Source organism: Clostridium sp. LIBA-8841 (genome assembly GCF_057782475.1).
The window spans coordinates 1,504,883-1,521,553 of the sequence record NZ_CM173488.1 but is presented as its reverse complement, the minus strand read 5'-3'; the positions used below and the strand labels follow the sequence as shown (position 1 = coordinate 1,521,553).

The following is a 16,671-nucleotide window of genomic DNA, read 5'->3' as shown; positions in this document are numbered from 1 at the left end:
TCTTTTAATTTTATTTCTCCATAAAAATTCTTCACTATAATTCATTATAAAATAAAATTAGGTATCCTCGTGATTCATCTAGTTTTAAATATTTATTACAAATTCAAACTAAATTTTATAAGCCTTTCTTAATTCACTTATGATACTACAAAATAAGTATCAATATATGCTGTCATCTGATCTCCTAAATTAAGATAATAATATACAGGTATTAGATAACTTGAATAAAATAGTTTTTTAGCATCTATTTTTTGCTCTTGTAATGAATTTATTAAGTTTTGCTGCTGCCTTAAACTTATAATATAACTTTCAGCTATAAATAAAACTTGTTCAGAGAAAAATACATCTGAAAAAGAATCTCTATATGTGGTTATATTAGTCTCTAAGCTTTTTTTAATTTCATTGAACTCTTGGATATAATAATCTAAATACTTATAGGTATCTTTTAAATTTTCAGGTGTGGAATTCTCAGTTATATTAACAGAAGTTAAGTTCCCTCTTATTCTCTTTATGTTTTGCAAATTTTTAACAATAACATCTTTACTCTTTAAATCTTCTACTTTAGGTCCATAAGGTTGCACTGTGCTTGTTTTTTCTTGTTCATATGATATGTTAGTCTGTGCATATGCTACATTAGTTGTTGCCATCATTATAAGCATAAAAAAAATTACTAAACGCTTTGTTTTTCTTCCCATAGTTTTTCTAACTCCTTTGTAATTACATCTAAATCTACTCTAATAAATTTCATATATATATATATTTAGTAATTTTAAATATTTTATTCTCATTAAAATTAATAGACATTATTACATTTGAGATTTTTTTGATTTTGAAATAAAACTAAAAATCAACATTTTCCTAAAACAGAGCCTAAAATAAAAGAGTATCCATATTATGAATACTCTTCCTCTTCGAATTCCTTTGGAATATACTTTACTAAAGCACAGTTTTTAGTAATAAGTTCAGTATCTAAAATCCTACCACCTTCAAACTTAGCTATCTTATTTCTCCAGATTTCATTTTTTCTATAATAATTATCTTCAATTTTTAAAAATTTATGATTCTTTTCAAACACATGATATCCAAAGTCAAGCTCTTCATCTATCCTAAGTTCCCCTTCTAAACATTTTTCACTCATCCAAAGATTTATTTGAAAAGTATGGCTTGTATTATTTTTCACCTGAAAATCTCCATAGTTATAAAATATAGTAGCACCACTACCAAAAGGAAGTACCCTTCCGTCATCTGGAAATGGGTCAAAACTGTGATGGTGCCTTTCTATTACAGTGAGAGGACTATGTATTGTAAGCCAATTTAAAAGATTTGCAATTTGACACAATCCTCCTCCAATACCTGGTCTTGCCTCACCAAAACAAAGCTCCATTCCTGGAAGATATCCTTTAGCTTTTGTTGGAAGTCCTACTATTTTACAAAATGAAAAAACTTCTCCTGGTCTGATTATAATTCCATCTATCTTTTTTATAGCTATCTTTAAGTTCTCAACCTTATTAAGCTGTAATTGTATATCACTATCTCCTAATTTTCTGATTAAAACTGATTGATGCTTTTTAACTCTATATGGTAGTTTATTAAAATCTCTTTCCTTTGCAAACTTAATAGAACTAAAATACCACTGCTTGTATCTAAGTATACGTCTATACCAGACGGCTAAAAAATAAAATATTGGTCCTCTTTGACTTAATAACTTCTTTTGCATTCTAATCTCCCTATACCATACTATCTCTACCACTATTATGTAGAATATATTTCAATTCATGACCTCTACATTTTACAATATTATGGATATCATTTCAATAATAGGATATTGCAAGTTATTCTGTTCTAATTTCAATATTTTACTTAAAAATCTAAGTTACTTAAGTAGTGTTTAATTTAAGTGCTACATATCAAATTATAAAAGAGGAGCTGTATCAGAATAACTCATTAATAAAACTTATAAATAATATGAAGAGAATATCTGGATGAACTTTAGAATTTAAGCTATTACGTAGAAGATTTTACGTTAAGAAGCGAAACTGTTTGACCGAAGGGAGTTTTTCGCTTTAATAAAATCTTCGGAGTAATTTTTATAAATAATGACTCCAATGTAACTAAAGTTCCATTGGATAAGTTCAAGAATCCAAATTAAAATTTGGACTTTCACTTAAAATTCAGTAATTCTCTGAGTATATTTATAAGTTTTATATCTGAGTTTTGATACAGCCCCTTAATTTTGAAATGATATAAATCTCTACTCTTTATTTTATAAATATAAATCTCTTTTTGAGAAAATATATATGCCTGCTCCGTAGAAAGCTAAAGCTATAAGTAATGAGGCTCCTATTGGCATTGCTATGCTTTTTCCAGCAATAATATCTCCTGTGTTAAATAAGGTAAACAGAGTGAAATACTTTAGGTTTTCAAGTTTATCTCCCACATTAGCTAGGGCTTGTAGTAGGTAAAATAGTATTGGTACTCCAGCTCCAATTGTGAAGTAAAGCTTGGTGTCATTGCTTATACATGATGCAAAGAAACATATACCACTTACTGCAATTTGGATGAAATATAAAACTACATTTATAAGAATAAAAGTTTTAATATCTAACTCTCCACCATGAAGACTATTAGAGAAAAATATTATTAGTCCTGTTGTGTATATAAGTAAAATAGCACTTGCTACCCACATAAATAGTGCTTGAGTTAGAGCTATTTTAACTCTCTTGTTTGGTGTGGCTAATAAATATGCCATAGAACCTCTATCTACATAAGATATTATTAGCTTATTTCCTAAGATTATTATAAAAATTATTGGGAACATAAGAATTATAAATCCATATAAATAATTTGCTATATATTCAGTAAGGTTAGCTCCCACTGATGCCATACCAAAGGCTTTCATAATTTCTGGCATGCTCTTTGCCATTTCCTCAAAGGCACTAGTTGTTTTAGGATCATACATGTAAACAATGCTTACAGAGTACAAAGTTAATATTGCTAAAAATATAATTATAAGTTTATAATTTGATTTTATATCTCTCTTAAATAAGGTTAAACTAAGCATTGTTTTCACCTCCATAAAAATGCATAAATAATTCCTCTAAGCTTTGAGTTTTCACATCAAGGTTCTTTATTGAGTATTTGCTTAAAGTTTTTATGAAAGGATTTATATCACCCTTTACTTCCACAGTTACAACATTTCCTATAACCTCTTTTATTTTAAAATTTTCCTTAGAAAATTCCTTAGCTCCTTCATCATTTAAGAAGGTAATCACATAAGACTTATGTTTTGAATTGGATAAGGTCTTCATATTTTCCACTGCCACAACATGGCCATCCTTAATTATGGCTGTTCTATCACAAGTTTTTTCTACTTCATCAAAAATATGTGAGGACATAAATATTGTTTTTCCCTTTTCCTTTTCTGATAAAATAAGATCTACAAATTTATTTTGCATAAGTGGGTCTAATCCACTTGTTGGCTCATCAAGAATTAATATGTCAGGATTACTCATAAAGGCACATACTATGCCTATTTTTTGCTTCATCCCTTTGGACATCTTCTTAATCTTCCCCTTTGTATCTAACTCGAATTCCTTAATTAACTCATTAGCTCTACTAAAATCCTTTAAACCTTTCATGTCAGCTATAAAGCGAATAAATTCAATTCCTGTCATATCATCCATAAAAGCAATCTCTCCTGGAAGATATCCTAGATTGTCCTGAATCTTATAACTTTCCTTGCTACAATCTATTTCATTTATTGAACATGCCCCTTTGTCAGGATGAATAAATCCCATTAAGTTTCTTATTGTTGTAGTTTTCCCTGCTCCATTAGGCCCTAGAAATCCAAAGACCTCTCCCTTTTTTACTGAAAGATTAACATTAAAAATACCTTTGTTATTCCCATAATCTTTTGTAAGGTTTTTTATCTCAATTACATTCACTTTAAATACTCCTCCTTATAACTATTTCTTTTAAAGAAATTTAACATCTTAATATATCCTTCTTCAAGTTCATTTAAATCTAGAGGTTGATTCTTACACTTATTCTTCATGTAGCCCTCTGCACACCAAGTTATCATATTAAATAACTCCTGAATATCTATATCATCCTTAAATTTACTTGTATCTATGTTTTTAAAATAATTATTATCTCTAAACTGCATCATAGAACTATTTCTCTCTGCTATATCCTTAGCTACTTGCATATCCTCTTCATAGTAAGCACGTAGCATGAAATTAAAAAGATCAGGATGCTCTTTAAATACTCCTAACTTACATTTTGCCCCTTGTAAATATAATTTGAAAAGGTCTGTTTCATTAAACACACTCTCTTTATTAGCAACTTCTAAAATTAAGTTTGTTCCATAATCATATAAGTATAAATAAAACTCCTTTTTGTTAGTAAAATAATGAAACAATAAGGACTTAGATATACCTGCTTCTGCTGCTATTTCTGACATAGGTGATTTATTATATTTATTCTCTGAAAAAACTCTGTATCCTGCATCAATAATGGCTTTTTGCTTTTCCTTAGTTAAATTGAAAAACTTTTGATTCAATTCTATCCTCCTCCCATTTACCGAATCGGTTAATATAATTGTATTATCATTGACCGTTTTAGAGAAGACCCATAATCTTATTCCTCATGAAGATAATTTAGGATTTATCTTGGTGCTCTAGTAGTAAAGGAAGTGTTTTTATGTATAGGAAAATTGTGAATTATCCAATTGAAATAAAATTAAAAGCTTTAGAAATGTATTTAGAGGGATTAGAAAATACTAAAATAACTAAACTAAATAACCGCACACCAATCGAATTTAAGTGTGCGGCTTATTAGAAATTAAGAACCTTTTTTAATAACGCATATTTAATTGGACTCAGTCCAAAATAAGATTCTTTTACTTCTATTTACTTTTTACATTTTAACTTATCTTGAACATCCATTAATGCTTCACCGAATCTTTGGAAGTGAACAATTTCTCTTTGTCTTAAGAAACGTAAGATTTCCTTTATATCTTGATCATCGGTTAAGTTTATAAGCCATTGGTAAGTTGCTCTAGCTTTTTCCTCCGCTGCCATATCTTCATGTAAATCGGCTACAACATCTCCTTTTGCTTGAATGTAGCTTGCTGTCCATGGATTTCCTTGAGCATCAGAATAAAATAATGCTTTCCCATGGTCTGTGTAACGCTCACCTAGTCCTGCTTTCTTTATCTCTTCAACGGACGCATTTTCCATTAACTGATAAATCATAGTTCCAATCATTTCTACATGAGCCATCTCTTCTGTTCCTATATCAGTTAATAAAGCTTTTGATTTATTTGTTGGCATTGTATATCTTTGGTTTAGATATCTAAGTGCTGCACTTAATTCACCATCAGGACCACCATATTGAGATATTAAAAACTTTGCCATTTTAAGATCATTACACTTTAAGTTTATTGGATATTCTAAGGTTTTTACATAATACCACATAATTAAATCCTCCTAACGTTTAATTTCCCAAGGCCAAGGTTGATTTACCCAACACTCTGGATTTTCTACATAAGCCTGTCCAAAATTTCTTATAGGTCCATATTCAGATTCAAACTGCGCAAATAATTCACCCAATTTTGAAGAAATTTGTCTAAAATCCTCTGTAGCTTCCTTATTCTCTGGGAAATTATCAAGATAAAGATTTAATTCTATTGCATAAAATTGAAACTTTCGTATTTCATCTAATAATTCAAGTGCTTTCATAAACTCACCTCATCATCATTTCTTTTTTCTTTATAAGGTCTATATAAATCTTTAAATATTGTTCCTTTCCAGAATCCCTTACAGACCGAATATAAATTTTCATACTTTTGAGGCAATACATATGCACGTGCATACTCTAAATTAATAGTTTTATCCATACAGTGAGACATATTATATCCTTCCTTTGTTTTTTTATATTAATATACTATGTCAATAACCAAAATGGTGTTACATTTTAATCATACTATAAACAAAAAAACTCTATAAAGTAGCCTTATCTTATACCATCTACTTTATAGAGTACATTTTATTTTAAAACTTAATTATATTTACTAATATTTTTCCATAACTAAAAGAATAAGCATGCAAAAATATTAATAAACACTAACTTTAAATATAAATTTATATAATCTTTTATGATTTATTCACATAAATATTTTATCCATTCATTCACTAATGCATCTTTATCACAACAATCCTTTAATTCATTAGTTAAGCTACTTTTTAACTTGTTTATTCCAAGATAATCTATAGAATTATTTCCTATACCTTCAAATAAAGGTTTTACTAAATTTATTGATTCTTTATAATCAGTAGTATCATTTAAATTTTTTAAAAGCTCAATAAGATTTTCTTTTTTATAAGCTAATGGTAATTCCTCATCTACTTCTTCAATTTCTCCTCTGTCTTCAAATGCATCACTATTATGTAAAGTATCCTTAAAAAGCTCATTAGCTTCTATTTTTTGAATTTTACTAACACCAATTAAACTTACTAATCTTTCCTTAATATATTCAATTGTTTGTTTTTCTAGAATTTCTAATTTTTTTTCTCCTTGAAATTTTTTTGCTAAATCACACATAAAGCAATCCTCCTTTAATTCAACTTAATTTATGTTCTTAATGTTAGACCTTTTCAAAAGAAAACTATGTGATTTCTGTCACCAAATGTAATTATCAAAGAAATTCATTAAAAAATAATATTTTTTATAAATATTATTTTATTAACTGATAATAATTGTATAAAATTACTTTTGAAACTATATACTGACATTTCATTATTATAAGTTCTAGAAATCATATAATTATGTTAATTGGATGAAATAATAAAAAAATATGCTTTACTATACGACATAATAAAATAATTTATATTCTTAACATCGTGCAACATTTTTTAATATATTTAATATAATATTAGTGAATAGTAACAAATGATAAATTAGGAGGTATTTGTTATGTCAGATATGAGTTGTAATAGAAAGCCTAACCATTGTTGTAATGCTAAATGTGATCCTTGCCGTGATAAGGACCGTGATAAATGTCATGATAAGGACCGTGATAAATGCCATGATAAGGATCACAAACCTTGTAAAGAAGAAACTAGGGTTGAATTCGAATTTGATGAAAGAGATCCAGTAGCTCTTCCTATCCCTACTACTGTTCCAGGTGTAGAATTACTTTCAGTAACCTTTGATGAAGTAGAAAGAAGAGATAGAGTATGGCTAAGTGGTGTAATTCAAATTGATAATACTGTTGAAGCAGTAAGAGACCTATTCATTCGTATTGTTAAAGATTCACCTAATATGAATCCTATTACTATCTACACTTTACGTGTTCAAATTGATGTCACTTCCGCTGCTGATATAAGTGCAATACCGTTTTCACATGTAGATGTTAATAATGCTGATCTTTTTGATGTTAGATATACAGTTTTTGCATCATCAAATGCAGCTGGATTAATCTCAGACGGACCTAATACTCTAACAGCACTTAGATTTGAAAAAAAGTAATATAATCTTATAAGTTTAACAAATTCTAACAAACTAACTAGGGACTATATCAATTTGATATAGTCCCTTTTATTTCTTGTTATTTCAGTGGTTAACACCTAACAAGTATATTTTATTAATGGACTTACTATTTATTGAATTAAAATACAAGCAAGTCTATTTTATATAATTTTAGAAGAACCTTCTCCTCATTAGAATCCTTTAGTTTGAGTCTTTCAAAGTTTTTCTAGTCCTTTTTTATGTTAATATTATTTCTTACAATGCTTATGAACTCATCAACATTACCAGAAAGTATATTAGATATCTTAATACTCTTTCCATCTACACACATAACTAGGTGTTCTTTAAATATTCCCTCTTCCTCTTCAATAGATGAAATATCCTTATATAAGAAACTTTCAGTGTACTCTAATCCTGAATTTACTCCATAGAAAAATACTCTCTTATTTGTTGCTATTAATACTCCTGGTCTATGCACCTCTCTGTATTCAAAAGTTAAAATAGAACATTGTAAGTAACCTAATGGTCTTTCATCATCAATAAGTTTTTTAATTGCCTCATCATAAAGTTTATTCATTTTCAATCACCCTCTATAAAATATTTTAAAAATTCTACTATTTCATAGCTTAAAACATCACTAATAGTAGAATTAACTTTGCTTATTTAAACACTCTTGATTGCTTGTACAAAATCTAACTAAAAGTACTAGTTAAAATTGTTTTTCTATTAATACCTTTGATATTTGTTCTTAAGTTACCCTTTAATTTAATAACTTATTAACATTATATAGCAAAACTGTTAATAAGTTAAGAATATAATAAGAGTATAAGAAAAGAATATTCTTATTAAATTTTTCTTTTAGGGAGATGTAAATATTATGAATATAGGGGTAGCAGCATGTTTAGTACTCTCAATACTTTTTTTAGCCTTTTCTCTTTGCTTTGCTTTTTTAAAGGAAAAAGGTGCCATAATTATTAGTGGATTCAATTCATTTTCTAAAGAAGAAAGAGAAAAGTATAATAAAAAGAAAATGAGTATAGATATGAGAAACTCTTTTTTTATCTGGGCAATGATACTATTTATAGGTGCACTTTTCTCTTATTTTATAAGTGTGTATTGTGCAATCCTAGCCTTTATTATTTGGCTAATTGTTTTCTTTAAAGATGTTCACCTTAGCCCAACAAAGGCATTTGAAAAATATAAAAAGACTAATTAGCTATAGCTAACTAGTCTTTTCTAATTCATTATGTTTTGAAAATACTAATATGTTAATTTAAAGCAACATTTCTTAAGCCAAGTAGGATTAACTCCTATCTTCTTTGCTATTTTTTCACTCATTTCAAAAGAATTATCTACTTTTAAGTTGTGTGAAAAATCTTCCTTATTAGAAGCTTTCTCCTCATTAACCTTTTGAGTTAATTCTTTAAAATCCTCTATCCAAAGGTACTCATTTAACTTACCATCAAAAACCTTATTCCCTTTAACTTCAGTATTTAAGTTAACATTACTCTCAGTTACTTGAGTAGTTGGATCATTCTCTGCAACATTTCCACTCCAATTAATCTCCAAAGTTTTATTATCTTTTAATACTCCTTTTCCTTCACCATTAAGTTTCATCTCTTCAATAGATAAGTTTGTATATGCTGAAAAATCATTTCCCTCTTCTACTTCTATTTTTAAAGAATTTATATTTAACTCAGAATGTAAGTAATTTGCCATTTCTTCTAGCTGCTCTCTAAATATGTATTCGTGGAATTTGTTTGATTCTATAAGCCAGTTCTCTCTAAATTTCTTAGGGTGATTTATGTAGTATTGCTTTTTAGCAATCCATCTATCCCCTAAAGGATTTTCAAACTTCTCTAATTCCTCTTCATTATCTATAAAATAAAGATTTCCCTGTAAGAAATAATCTTCTAATCCTCTCATTAAATTTCCAACTGAATAGAAGGAATTAGTCTTTCCTCCTATAGGAAAATTAGTTCTTTTATCACTACTAAAGTTCTTTCCCGTTAATCCTGTATCAATTTTGTATATTCTAACATCCATTTTTTCACCTCACAGTCATGTTTTCTATCTCTTAAGTTTAGACTCCGTTTTAAACTATTATTAATTTTTACATAAAACTTAAAATTTAAAACAAAGCTCCTCTTTAAAACTTTCTATAATTATTCTACTTTATTAAGCTTAATAAATCATTAACTTAAAAATATTTCTAATAATTTATTTCCTTAACCCCACAAAAAATTGCTCTTTTAGTATGTTATAGTTAATATTTTTGATATTTCAGTTGATCCTAATCTATTAGCCTTTTTACTATTATCTTTTGCATACCATTCATTTATTATATTCATAAAAGTAGTAAAGCCATTCTCTTCTTTTTTGCTATCTACAACATCATTTACTGCAATAAAGTTTATATTATTATCAAAATCCTCTTAAACTTACTTCTTTTTTTACGCCATAAATTTTAAAATTTACTAATCACATTAAGTCGTTTTTTATCATAGCTTATTATAATAGAATGCACCATTAATAGATTAAATTTTAAATTTTTTTTGGATAAAACTCAGACAAATAATCTGAGAATTAAACTTTAGGAGGAATAAAATATGAAATTACATGAGGCGAAGCTATTATCAACTGTTAAAGTGGTTGATATAAAAGCAGAAGGAGAACTAAGAAGAAGATTTTTTGACTTAGGAATAATAGAAGGAACAAATATAAAGGTTTTATATGATGGGCCTTTTTGGGACCCAAAGGCATATTTAATACGAGGTGCTGTAATCGCAATAAGGAAAGAGGAGAGTGAAAGTATAGAAGTAATAAATTAGTAGGGAGGCATTACATGGGCTTAACTAAAAATTCTACTGGGATTAGATTATTATCATCAGATAAAACAAAGGGAAACATTAAAGAAGATTATGTTGTAGCTTTAGCTGGCAACCCCAATGTAGGTAAGAGTACTGTATTTAATGCTCTTACTGGATTAAACCAGCATACAGGGAATTGGCCAGGTAAAACAGTAGCTAATGCAGAAGGATATTATGAATTTAAAGATTCTATAATAAAGGTGGTAGATCTACCTGGAACATATTCATTGTTATCAAATTCGGAAGAAGAAGAGATAGCAAGAGATTATATATGTTTTAATGAGCCCGATATAGTAGTTATTGTGGCTGATGCTACTTCATTAGAAAGAAACTTAAACTTATTTATACAAATATCTGAAATAACAGATAAAGTAATATTATGTGTAAACTTAATTGATGAAGCGAAGAAAAAAAACATAAGAATAGATTTAGAATCACTATCAAAGGAATTAAATTCAACTATTGTTTCAGCCTCTGCTAGAAATGGAATTGGCATAGAAGAATTAAAAGAAGCTATATTTAAAGAAGTTAAGCTACCAAAGAAGAAAGAAAATGCAATAAATTATGGTCTTCATATAGAAAAAGCAGTAGAAGAAATAGAAGTTATAATAAATCAAGCCGTTGAAGTAGATAAAAGAAAAAGCAGATGGATAGCTATTAGAATCTTAGAGGGAAATGAAAATATTTTGAACTCCCTATACAAAAAATATAATATCCAAGAAGAATATATAGAAGAAATATATAAAATAAGAAAAGGTCTTATTAAAAATTTTAAAGATAAATCAATAGAAGATATAATAATAAAATCTATAATAAAAGAAGCTGAAAGAGTTGGAAATAAGGTTGTTACAACTGAAGGAGAATATAATAATACCCAAAGAAAAATAGATAAAATACTAGTATCTAAAGCAACGGGAATACCTATTATGATATCTACCCTACTATTTATTTTATGGATAACTATAATCTTAGCAAATTACCCATCAGAAATGCTTGCTAATATGTTTGGGTATGGAGAGCATTACCTTAGAGAATTCTTTGCAGGATTGTCTCTTCCCTCTTGGATACCAGGAATATTAATTGATGGTATTTATGTCACTTTAGCTTGGGTAATTTCAGTAATGTTACCTCCTATGGCAATTTTCTTTCCTATGTTTACTCTCTTAGAGGACTTAGGGTATCTGCCAAGAATAGCCTTTAATTTAGATAAATGCTTTAAGAAATGCTGTACCTGTGGTAAACAAGCCCTTACTATGTGTATGGGTCTTGGCTGTAATGCTGCAGGAATAATAGGATGTAGAATAATCAATTCTCCTAGAGAGCGACTAATAGCTATATTAACTAATGTCTTTATGCCTTGTAATGGTAGATTTCCTATGCTTATTTCCATATCCTCTATATTTATAGGCGGAATAGCTGTTGGGCTAAAAGGCAGTTTTATATCAGCTATTACAGTAACTATGGTTATTATTTTAGGAGTTTTCATGACATTGCTAGTTTCTAAGATATTATCAAAAACCATATTAAAGGGAGTTCCTTCAAACTTTATACTAGAGCTACCTCCATATAGAAAACCTCAAATAGGTAAAGTCATAGTAAGATCAATATTAGATAGAACTCTTTATGTTTTAGGTAGAGCCATTGCTATTGCAGCTCCAGCAGGAGTTGTTATATGGCTATTTTCTAATATAATGATTGGAGACTCTTCTATACTGTCAATATGTGCTAACTTTTTGAATCCATTTGCCAATGCAATAGGCGTAGATGGATATATATTAATGGCATTTATATTAGGATTACCAGCAAATGAAATCGTAATGCCTATAATAATAATGAGTTATTTAAGAGCTACAACAATGATAGAGTTAGATAGCTTAGTTGAGCTTAAGGAATTATTAATATCTAATGGGTGGACACTATTAACTGCAATTAATGTTATGATACTATGCTTAATGCACTACCCTTGTGGAACCACACTTTGGACAATCAAAAAAGAAACTAAGAGTCTTAAACTGACTACCTTAAGCTTTTTAATACCAACAATTGCAGGTATAGTTGTCTGTTTTGTTACAACTCAAATATGGAGATTATTTGCTTAGGCTCTATTTTAGGTGAATGTTGATTTAAAACATGTTTTTGCTTAAAATAAAAGGACTATATGATAAAAACTTCATATGGTCCTTTATATTATATACTTTTATTTAAAAATTCTCTTATCTCATCTCCTTGGTTAATAAGAGTGTGTCCCTCCTCGGGAAGAAAGTTTATATTAGCATGCTTTACTAAAGATCCTAATCGCTTTGCTGATATTTCAGAATGTATCATAATATCTTTCCCACCTACAAATAAAGCTAGAGGCATTTCTAAACACCTTAATTCACCATCTGAAAACATTGGAATAATTTCTTTTCTGAAGTTAAAATGCTTGGCGATTAACTTTTGGTAGGTTAACATTACCTGTGGTATAAGTTTATCACCGTTAATTTTATAATATAACTTATCTATTCCCTTATCTCCTAATAGCATATAAAATAAGGATTTAAAAATGAATGATTTCTTTTGAGGACCTATACCTGCTGGACAAAGTAAAACTAGCTTTTCTACCTTTTGTGGATATTTCATAGAAAACTTTGTTCCTAACCATCCACCTAATGAAAGTCCAACAATATTAGCTTTTTCTATTGATAGAGCGTTGAATACTTCATTAAGCCAAATGGGAAAATCATCACCCTGAAGTGGTATTTTATTTTCATTGCTTTTTCCTGGTTCTCCAGGCATATCTACTGCATATACTCTATAATTCTTTGAATACTTCTCCATCTCATGTATCCACATAACCGAGTTCATTCCACTGCCGTGAAGTAATATAAGGGGTGGTAAGTCTTTTTCTCCACTGGCTATAATAAAGGTTTTTCCGTAATTTGTATGTACATAAAACTCTTCATGAAGAAAGTTCCACCCTTCAACTAAAGATTCATAATATTTTATAACTTTATGTCTTCCCTCTTCTGATTTAAATGCTACTTTCATATTTTTATTTTTCTTGCTCATATTCACACATCCTTAGTGTTTAAAATCCACTTTTCAGCATCTTTATTATTATGAAACACTTTAAAATCTCTTCCTCTGTTTAACTCATTAACTAGTTCTTTAAATCTACCTTGAATCTTATCTTTATCCTCCACTGTAGCAACAGCTTTTATATGATAATTGATAAATTTTTGTAGAACTATACCTGCAAGTCCACTTCTAAGATTAATAAAATTTTCAGTAAAGACTTCTTCTCCAAGCATTAGTAATTTAATATCATTTGAAATACAAATACCAATGATATCTAGTACATCAGCTTCACAATTAATTGCTTCATTTATTTCAATATATTTTATATTTCCCTTTTCAACTATTTTATAATTCATTTCATCACCTACTTCTTTATTTAGCTATGCTTTAAACTAATGTTGATTTTATATAGAACTATACTACTAGGTAAAGTCAATATTCCTCTAAAACAGAGCCTTTTATTTAAATATCATTCTTTTGTGTAAGTATAGATATAAAATCTAACATCTCCTTAACAAATTCTGTATCTCCCCATAGCATTAATTTTAAGTTCTCCTCTTTTTCATAATACTTCATATTAAGAGTTGAGTTACTCATTTTAGAATCCTTGCTATTCATTACTGCTAAAAGCATATTTGATATTCTTTTATATTCCTCACTAGAAACCTCATTAATATCTACAACAGTAGACACACTTATTTTCCTATCTACGTTATTACCCTCTACATTACTAGTAGAAAATTCAATTTTTTCGCCTTCTTCTTCTGATTTTTTGCTAGTTTTAAAGTTATTGTTTTCCATAAAACTGCTTAAATCATGTCCTGATATTCTCCATTGCTTTCCAAGCTTATTTGCCTTAAGTTTACCTTCTCTTATAAATTTTCTTATGGTTTTATGATGCATACCTAGTATCTCTGCAATTTGCTCAACTGTATAAAACTTCTCTTCCATCCTAATCAATTCCTTTCTCTTTGATTTATAAACTCATTATATGGAATCTCACTCTTATTGTCAACGCATTTTATTGAACTTTATTGTATTTTGTTGTACTTAATTGTATTTTATTTAACCAAATCACCCTATTATCTATAAATTGTTCCCTATTGCACTTGGAATTATTTTGAAATCTATTTATATACTGGCCTTTCTCTAAAAGCTATATCTTAGTTAAAAGTAGCTTTCTAAGTTAAAAACTACCCAAGTTCACTCATGTTCTTTTATTTTAAATATAGTCTCTGTTTTAAACCAATATTGATAATAGAACGTACAAAAGTGGACAAATTAATTTGTCCACTTTACTCTTAAATCACAATACTTTAAGATTGTTCTTTAATTAAAGATTAACCTTTCATTCCCATAAAAATAAAAGCACTAAAAAGATAAAAAACTAATAATATTCCTAATAAACTAAATATAAAAACCCATATTTTATTTCGCTTTTTTAAGGTCATATTACACTCCTCTCCTTTAATAAATAATGAACAATATGCTACAATTGTTGCATAGTTTATATTCTTATTATACATATTTTATGGATTATAATTCCAGTTATTGTGTATAATAAAGATGAATTTAGATAGGTTTAAATATTTTAGAAAGGCAGATAAAAGAATTAGGAGGAAAATAAATATGTTAATTGATATTACTTTAAAAATTACACCTAAAATGATCACTGACGCACAAAGAAATGAAAAAAAGGCATTAGTTGGCCATTTGGGAACTCATTTTGATGTAATGAATAAAGAATTTCCCTTAGACTATACAGAAAGAAAAGGAATTATCTTCAATGTTAAGAATATAAAAGACCGAGATATTGATATTGATAAAGTAGATAAAGATATGTCTGTTGCATTCTATACTGGATTTATTGAGAATCATGGTTATGGTGGAAAAACCTATTTCAAGGAACATCCTTAATTATCTGATAAATTAATAGATGCATTATTAGATAAAAACATATCTATCATTGGTATAGATTTTGCAGGTGTTCGCAGAGGAAAGGAACATACACCAAAGGATCAGTATTGTGCAGATAAGGGTGTTTTTATAATTGAAAATTTATGTAATCTTTCTAAAGTACTTGAAAATGGTAGTGAATTTATTGCATATACATATCCAATGAACTATGCTGAAATGTCAGGGCTTCCATGTAGGGTAATTGCTAAGATTTAATTATATAAATTATTTTTAAAAGTTACCTAATATGAGATTAATATATTATGAGGGGGTTTGAATACTATGGAATACGATTGTGGTTTTACAAAAGAAAATAACTGGTTTCGTTACCGTGCTGCAGCAATTATTATTGAGGATGGAGCTGTTCTTTTTGCTGGTAATGAAAAGGAGAATTACTACTACTCTATTGGTGGTGGCGTACATATGGGAGAATCAGCTGAGGAAGCTGTAAAGCGTGAGGTTCTTGAAGAGACAGGCGTAGAATATGAAGTTGATAGATTAGCCTTTATACATGAAAACTTCTTTATGGGTGATGGAAGTTTGGAAGGTAAAAAGTGTCATGAAATATGCTTTTACTTTTTAATGAAACCTAGAGGAACACGTAAGTTAAATAGTAATAGTTATAGTGGTGGAGTTAAAGAAACTATGCATTGGTTACCAATAAACCAATTGAGTAATTATCTTGCTTATCCTACATTTTTCAGAGAGAAATTAACCAACCTTAAAAATGAAATTGAACATATAGTAACTTATGAATATTAATATAAGTCTGAAGAACAAGCTAAAATCAATATTTATCTAAAGTATATCCTAAAATAAAACTGAAAAAAAAATGACTTCTTATAATTTTTATAGACAGCAGTTGCCATATAAATTTTAAGAGGTCATTTTTAAATATTACTCATTATAACTCTTTCTTTTAAAGAAACCTTTGCTACCCCAAAATTAAAAATCGGAAAATATTTTAATTAGTATGGAAAGTAAACTTGACATCAAATTTCAAATATTATACAATAATGTAAAGCAAACTTTCCCTAGGTAATACGGAGGTTAATTTTGAAAAATAATTTAGAAAAAATCAGAAAAAACAAAGGAATAAAACAAGAAGAGCTGGCAAATGCATTAAATGTATCAAGGCAAACTATTGGGTCATTAGAAAACGGTAGATATAATCCCTCTATAATTTTAGCATTTAAAATTGCTAAATACTTTAATATGTCTATCGAAGAAATTTTTATTTATGAGGAGGAATAAT

General features: G+C 28.3%; 21 protein-coding genes. 7 read left to right on the top strand and 14 right to left on the bottom strand.

Features of this window, described 5'->3' with window-relative positions; genetic code table 11:
- Positions 1-137: 137 nt before the first annotated feature.
- The 9 genes from AC2A4K_RS06630 to AC2A4K_RS06590 all read right to left on the bottom strand — a co-directional run bounded on the left by AC2A4K_RS06630 (position 138) and on the right by AC2A4K_RS06590 (position 6,603).
- Positions 138-695, bottom strand: a complete 558-nt coding sequence (locus AC2A4K_RS06630) for a hypothetical protein (RefSeq protein WP_322503738.1) — start codon at positions 693-695, stop codon at positions 138-140.
- Positions 696-892: 197 nt separating this feature from the next.
- Entirely contained in the window at positions 893-1,717 is an 825-nt protein-coding gene (locus AC2A4K_RS06625; protein WP_322503739.1) for a VanW family protein, read from the bottom strand.
- A 546-nt stretch (positions 1,718-2,263) separates the two neighbouring features.
- A complete protein-coding gene (locus AC2A4K_RS06620; RefSeq protein WP_322503740.1) occupies positions 2,264-3,061 on the bottom strand; it encodes an ABC transporter permease subunit in 798 nt (265 codons plus the stop codon).
- Positions 3,054-3,944 carry an ABC transporter ATP-binding protein gene (locus tag AC2A4K_RS06615; RefSeq protein ID WP_322503741.1) on the bottom strand — a complete coding sequence of 297 codons (891 nt, stop codon included), beginning with the start codon at positions 3,942-3,944 and terminating at the stop codon, positions 3,054-3,056. The genes AC2A4K_RS06620 and AC2A4K_RS06615 overlap by 8 nt, the downstream gene beginning before the upstream one ends.
- Positions 3,941-4,561 carry a TetR/AcrR family transcriptional regulator gene (locus AC2A4K_RS06610; RefSeq protein WP_322503742.1) on the bottom strand — a complete coding sequence of 207 codons (621 nt, stop codon included), beginning with the start codon at positions 4,559-4,561 and terminating at the stop codon, positions 3,941-3,943. The genes AC2A4K_RS06615 and AC2A4K_RS06610 overlap by 4 nt, the downstream gene beginning before the upstream one ends.
- 349 nt (positions 4,562-4,910) lie before the next feature.
- Positions 4,911-5,477 (bottom strand): manganese catalase family protein, encoded by a 567-nt coding sequence (locus AC2A4K_RS06605; RefSeq protein WP_322503744.1) that lies wholly within the window; start codon positions 5,475-5,477, stop codon positions 4,911-4,913.
- Between the two features lie 12 nt (positions 5,478-5,489).
- A complete protein-coding gene (locus tag AC2A4K_RS06600; RefSeq protein WP_322503745.1) occupies positions 5,490-5,741 on the bottom strand; it encodes a spore coat protein CotJB in 252 nt (83 codons plus the stop codon).
- Positions 5,738-5,899 carry a spore coat associated protein CotJA gene (locus tag AC2A4K_RS06595; RefSeq protein ID WP_488458854.1) on the bottom strand — a complete coding sequence of 54 codons (162 nt, stop codon included), beginning with the start codon at positions 5,897-5,899 and terminating at the stop codon, positions 5,738-5,740. Before AC2A4K_RS06595 ends, AC2A4K_RS06600 begins: the two co-directional genes overlap by 4 nt.
- Before the next feature lie 263 nt (positions 5,900-6,162).
- Complete coding sequence (locus AC2A4K_RS06590) at positions 6,163-6,603, bottom strand: hypothetical protein (protein WP_322503747.1); 441 nt, start codon at positions 6,601-6,603, stop codon at positions 6,163-6,165.
- Between the two features lie 372 nt (positions 6,604-6,975).
- Here AC2A4K_RS06590 and AC2A4K_RS06585 point away from each other — a divergent pair, with 372 nt between their 5' ends.
- Positions 6,976-7,530: a hypothetical protein gene (locus tag AC2A4K_RS06585; RefSeq protein WP_322503748.1), complete on the top strand. Its 555-nt coding sequence runs from the start codon at positions 6,976-6,978 to the stop codon at positions 7,528-7,530.
- A gap of 226 nt (positions 7,531-7,756) precedes the next feature.
- Here AC2A4K_RS06585 and AC2A4K_RS06580 read toward each other — a convergent pair whose 3' ends face one another.
- Complete coding sequence (locus AC2A4K_RS06580) at positions 7,757-8,107, bottom strand: PH domain-containing protein (protein WP_322503749.1); 351 nt, start codon at positions 8,105-8,107, stop codon at positions 7,757-7,759.
- 300 nt (positions 8,108-8,407) lie between these two features.
- On the opposite strand from AC2A4K_RS06580, the gene AC2A4K_RS06575 reads away from it, so the two are divergent.
- Complete coding sequence (locus AC2A4K_RS06575; protein WP_322503750.1) at positions 8,408-8,746, top strand: DUF3784 domain-containing protein; 339 nt, start codon at positions 8,408-8,410, stop codon at positions 8,744-8,746.
- 44 nt (positions 8,747-8,790) lie between these two features.
- Here AC2A4K_RS06575 and AC2A4K_RS06570 read toward each other — a convergent pair whose 3' ends face one another.
- Positions 8,791-9,576, bottom strand: a complete 786-nt coding sequence (locus AC2A4K_RS06570; RefSeq protein ID WP_322503751.1) for a hypothetical protein — start codon at positions 9,574-9,576, stop codon at positions 8,791-8,793.
- 563 nt (positions 9,577-10,139) lie between these two features.
- On the opposite strand from AC2A4K_RS06570, the gene AC2A4K_RS06565 reads away from it, so the two are divergent.
- Together AC2A4K_RS06565 and feoB are read left to right on the top strand one after the other, a co-directional pair.
- Positions 10,140-10,361: a FeoA family protein gene (locus tag AC2A4K_RS06565; protein WP_322503752.1), complete on the top strand. Its 222-nt coding sequence runs from the start codon at positions 10,140-10,142 to the stop codon at positions 10,359-10,361.
- A gap of 14 nt (positions 10,362-10,375) precedes the next feature.
- Positions 10,376-12,499: a ferrous iron transport protein B gene (feoB, locus tag AC2A4K_RS06560; protein ID WP_322503753.1), complete on the top strand. Its 2,124-nt coding sequence runs from the start codon at positions 10,376-10,378 to the stop codon at positions 12,497-12,499.
- 88 nt (positions 12,500-12,587) lie between these two features.
- On the opposite strand, the gene AC2A4K_RS06555 is transcribed toward feoB, so the two are convergent.
- The 3 genes from AC2A4K_RS06555 to AC2A4K_RS06545 form a co-directional block, all read right to left on the bottom strand.
- Positions 12,588-13,451, bottom strand: coding sequence for an alpha/beta fold hydrolase (locus AC2A4K_RS06555; RefSeq protein WP_322503754.1), 864 nt, complete (start codon positions 13,449-13,451; stop codon positions 12,588-12,590).
- 2 nt (positions 13,452-13,453) lie between these two features.
- A complete protein-coding gene (locus AC2A4K_RS06550; RefSeq protein ID WP_322503755.1) occupies positions 13,454-13,816 on the bottom strand; it encodes a DUF4180 domain-containing protein in 363 nt (120 codons plus the stop codon).
- Between the two features lie 106 nt (positions 13,817-13,922).
- On the bottom strand, positions 13,923-14,411 hold the full coding sequence (locus AC2A4K_RS06545; RefSeq protein ID WP_322503756.1) for a helix-turn-helix domain-containing protein: 489 nt from the start codon (positions 14,409-14,411) through the stop codon (positions 13,923-13,925).
- Positions 14,412-15,089: 678 nt separating this feature from the next.
- Between AC2A4K_RS06545 and AC2A4K_RS06540 the strand changes: the two genes are divergently transcribed.
- The 3 genes from AC2A4K_RS06540 (at position 15,090) to AC2A4K_RS06530 (ending at position 16,670) form a co-directional block, all read left to right on the top strand.
- Positions 15,090-15,377, top strand: a complete 288-nt coding sequence (locus AC2A4K_RS06540; RefSeq protein WP_322503757.1) for a hypothetical protein — start codon at positions 15,090-15,092, stop codon at positions 15,375-15,377.
- Positions 15,378-15,698: 321 nt separating this feature from the next.
- Positions 15,699-16,178, top strand: a complete 480-nt coding sequence (locus AC2A4K_RS06535; RefSeq protein ID WP_322503758.1) for an NUDIX hydrolase — start codon at positions 15,699-15,701, stop codon at positions 16,176-16,178.
- A gap of 294 nt (positions 16,179-16,472) precedes the next feature.
- Complete coding sequence (locus tag AC2A4K_RS06530; protein ID WP_322503759.1) at positions 16,473-16,670, top strand: helix-turn-helix transcriptional regulator; 198 nt, start codon at positions 16,473-16,475, stop codon at positions 16,668-16,670.
- Position 16,671 lies beyond the last annotated feature (1 nt).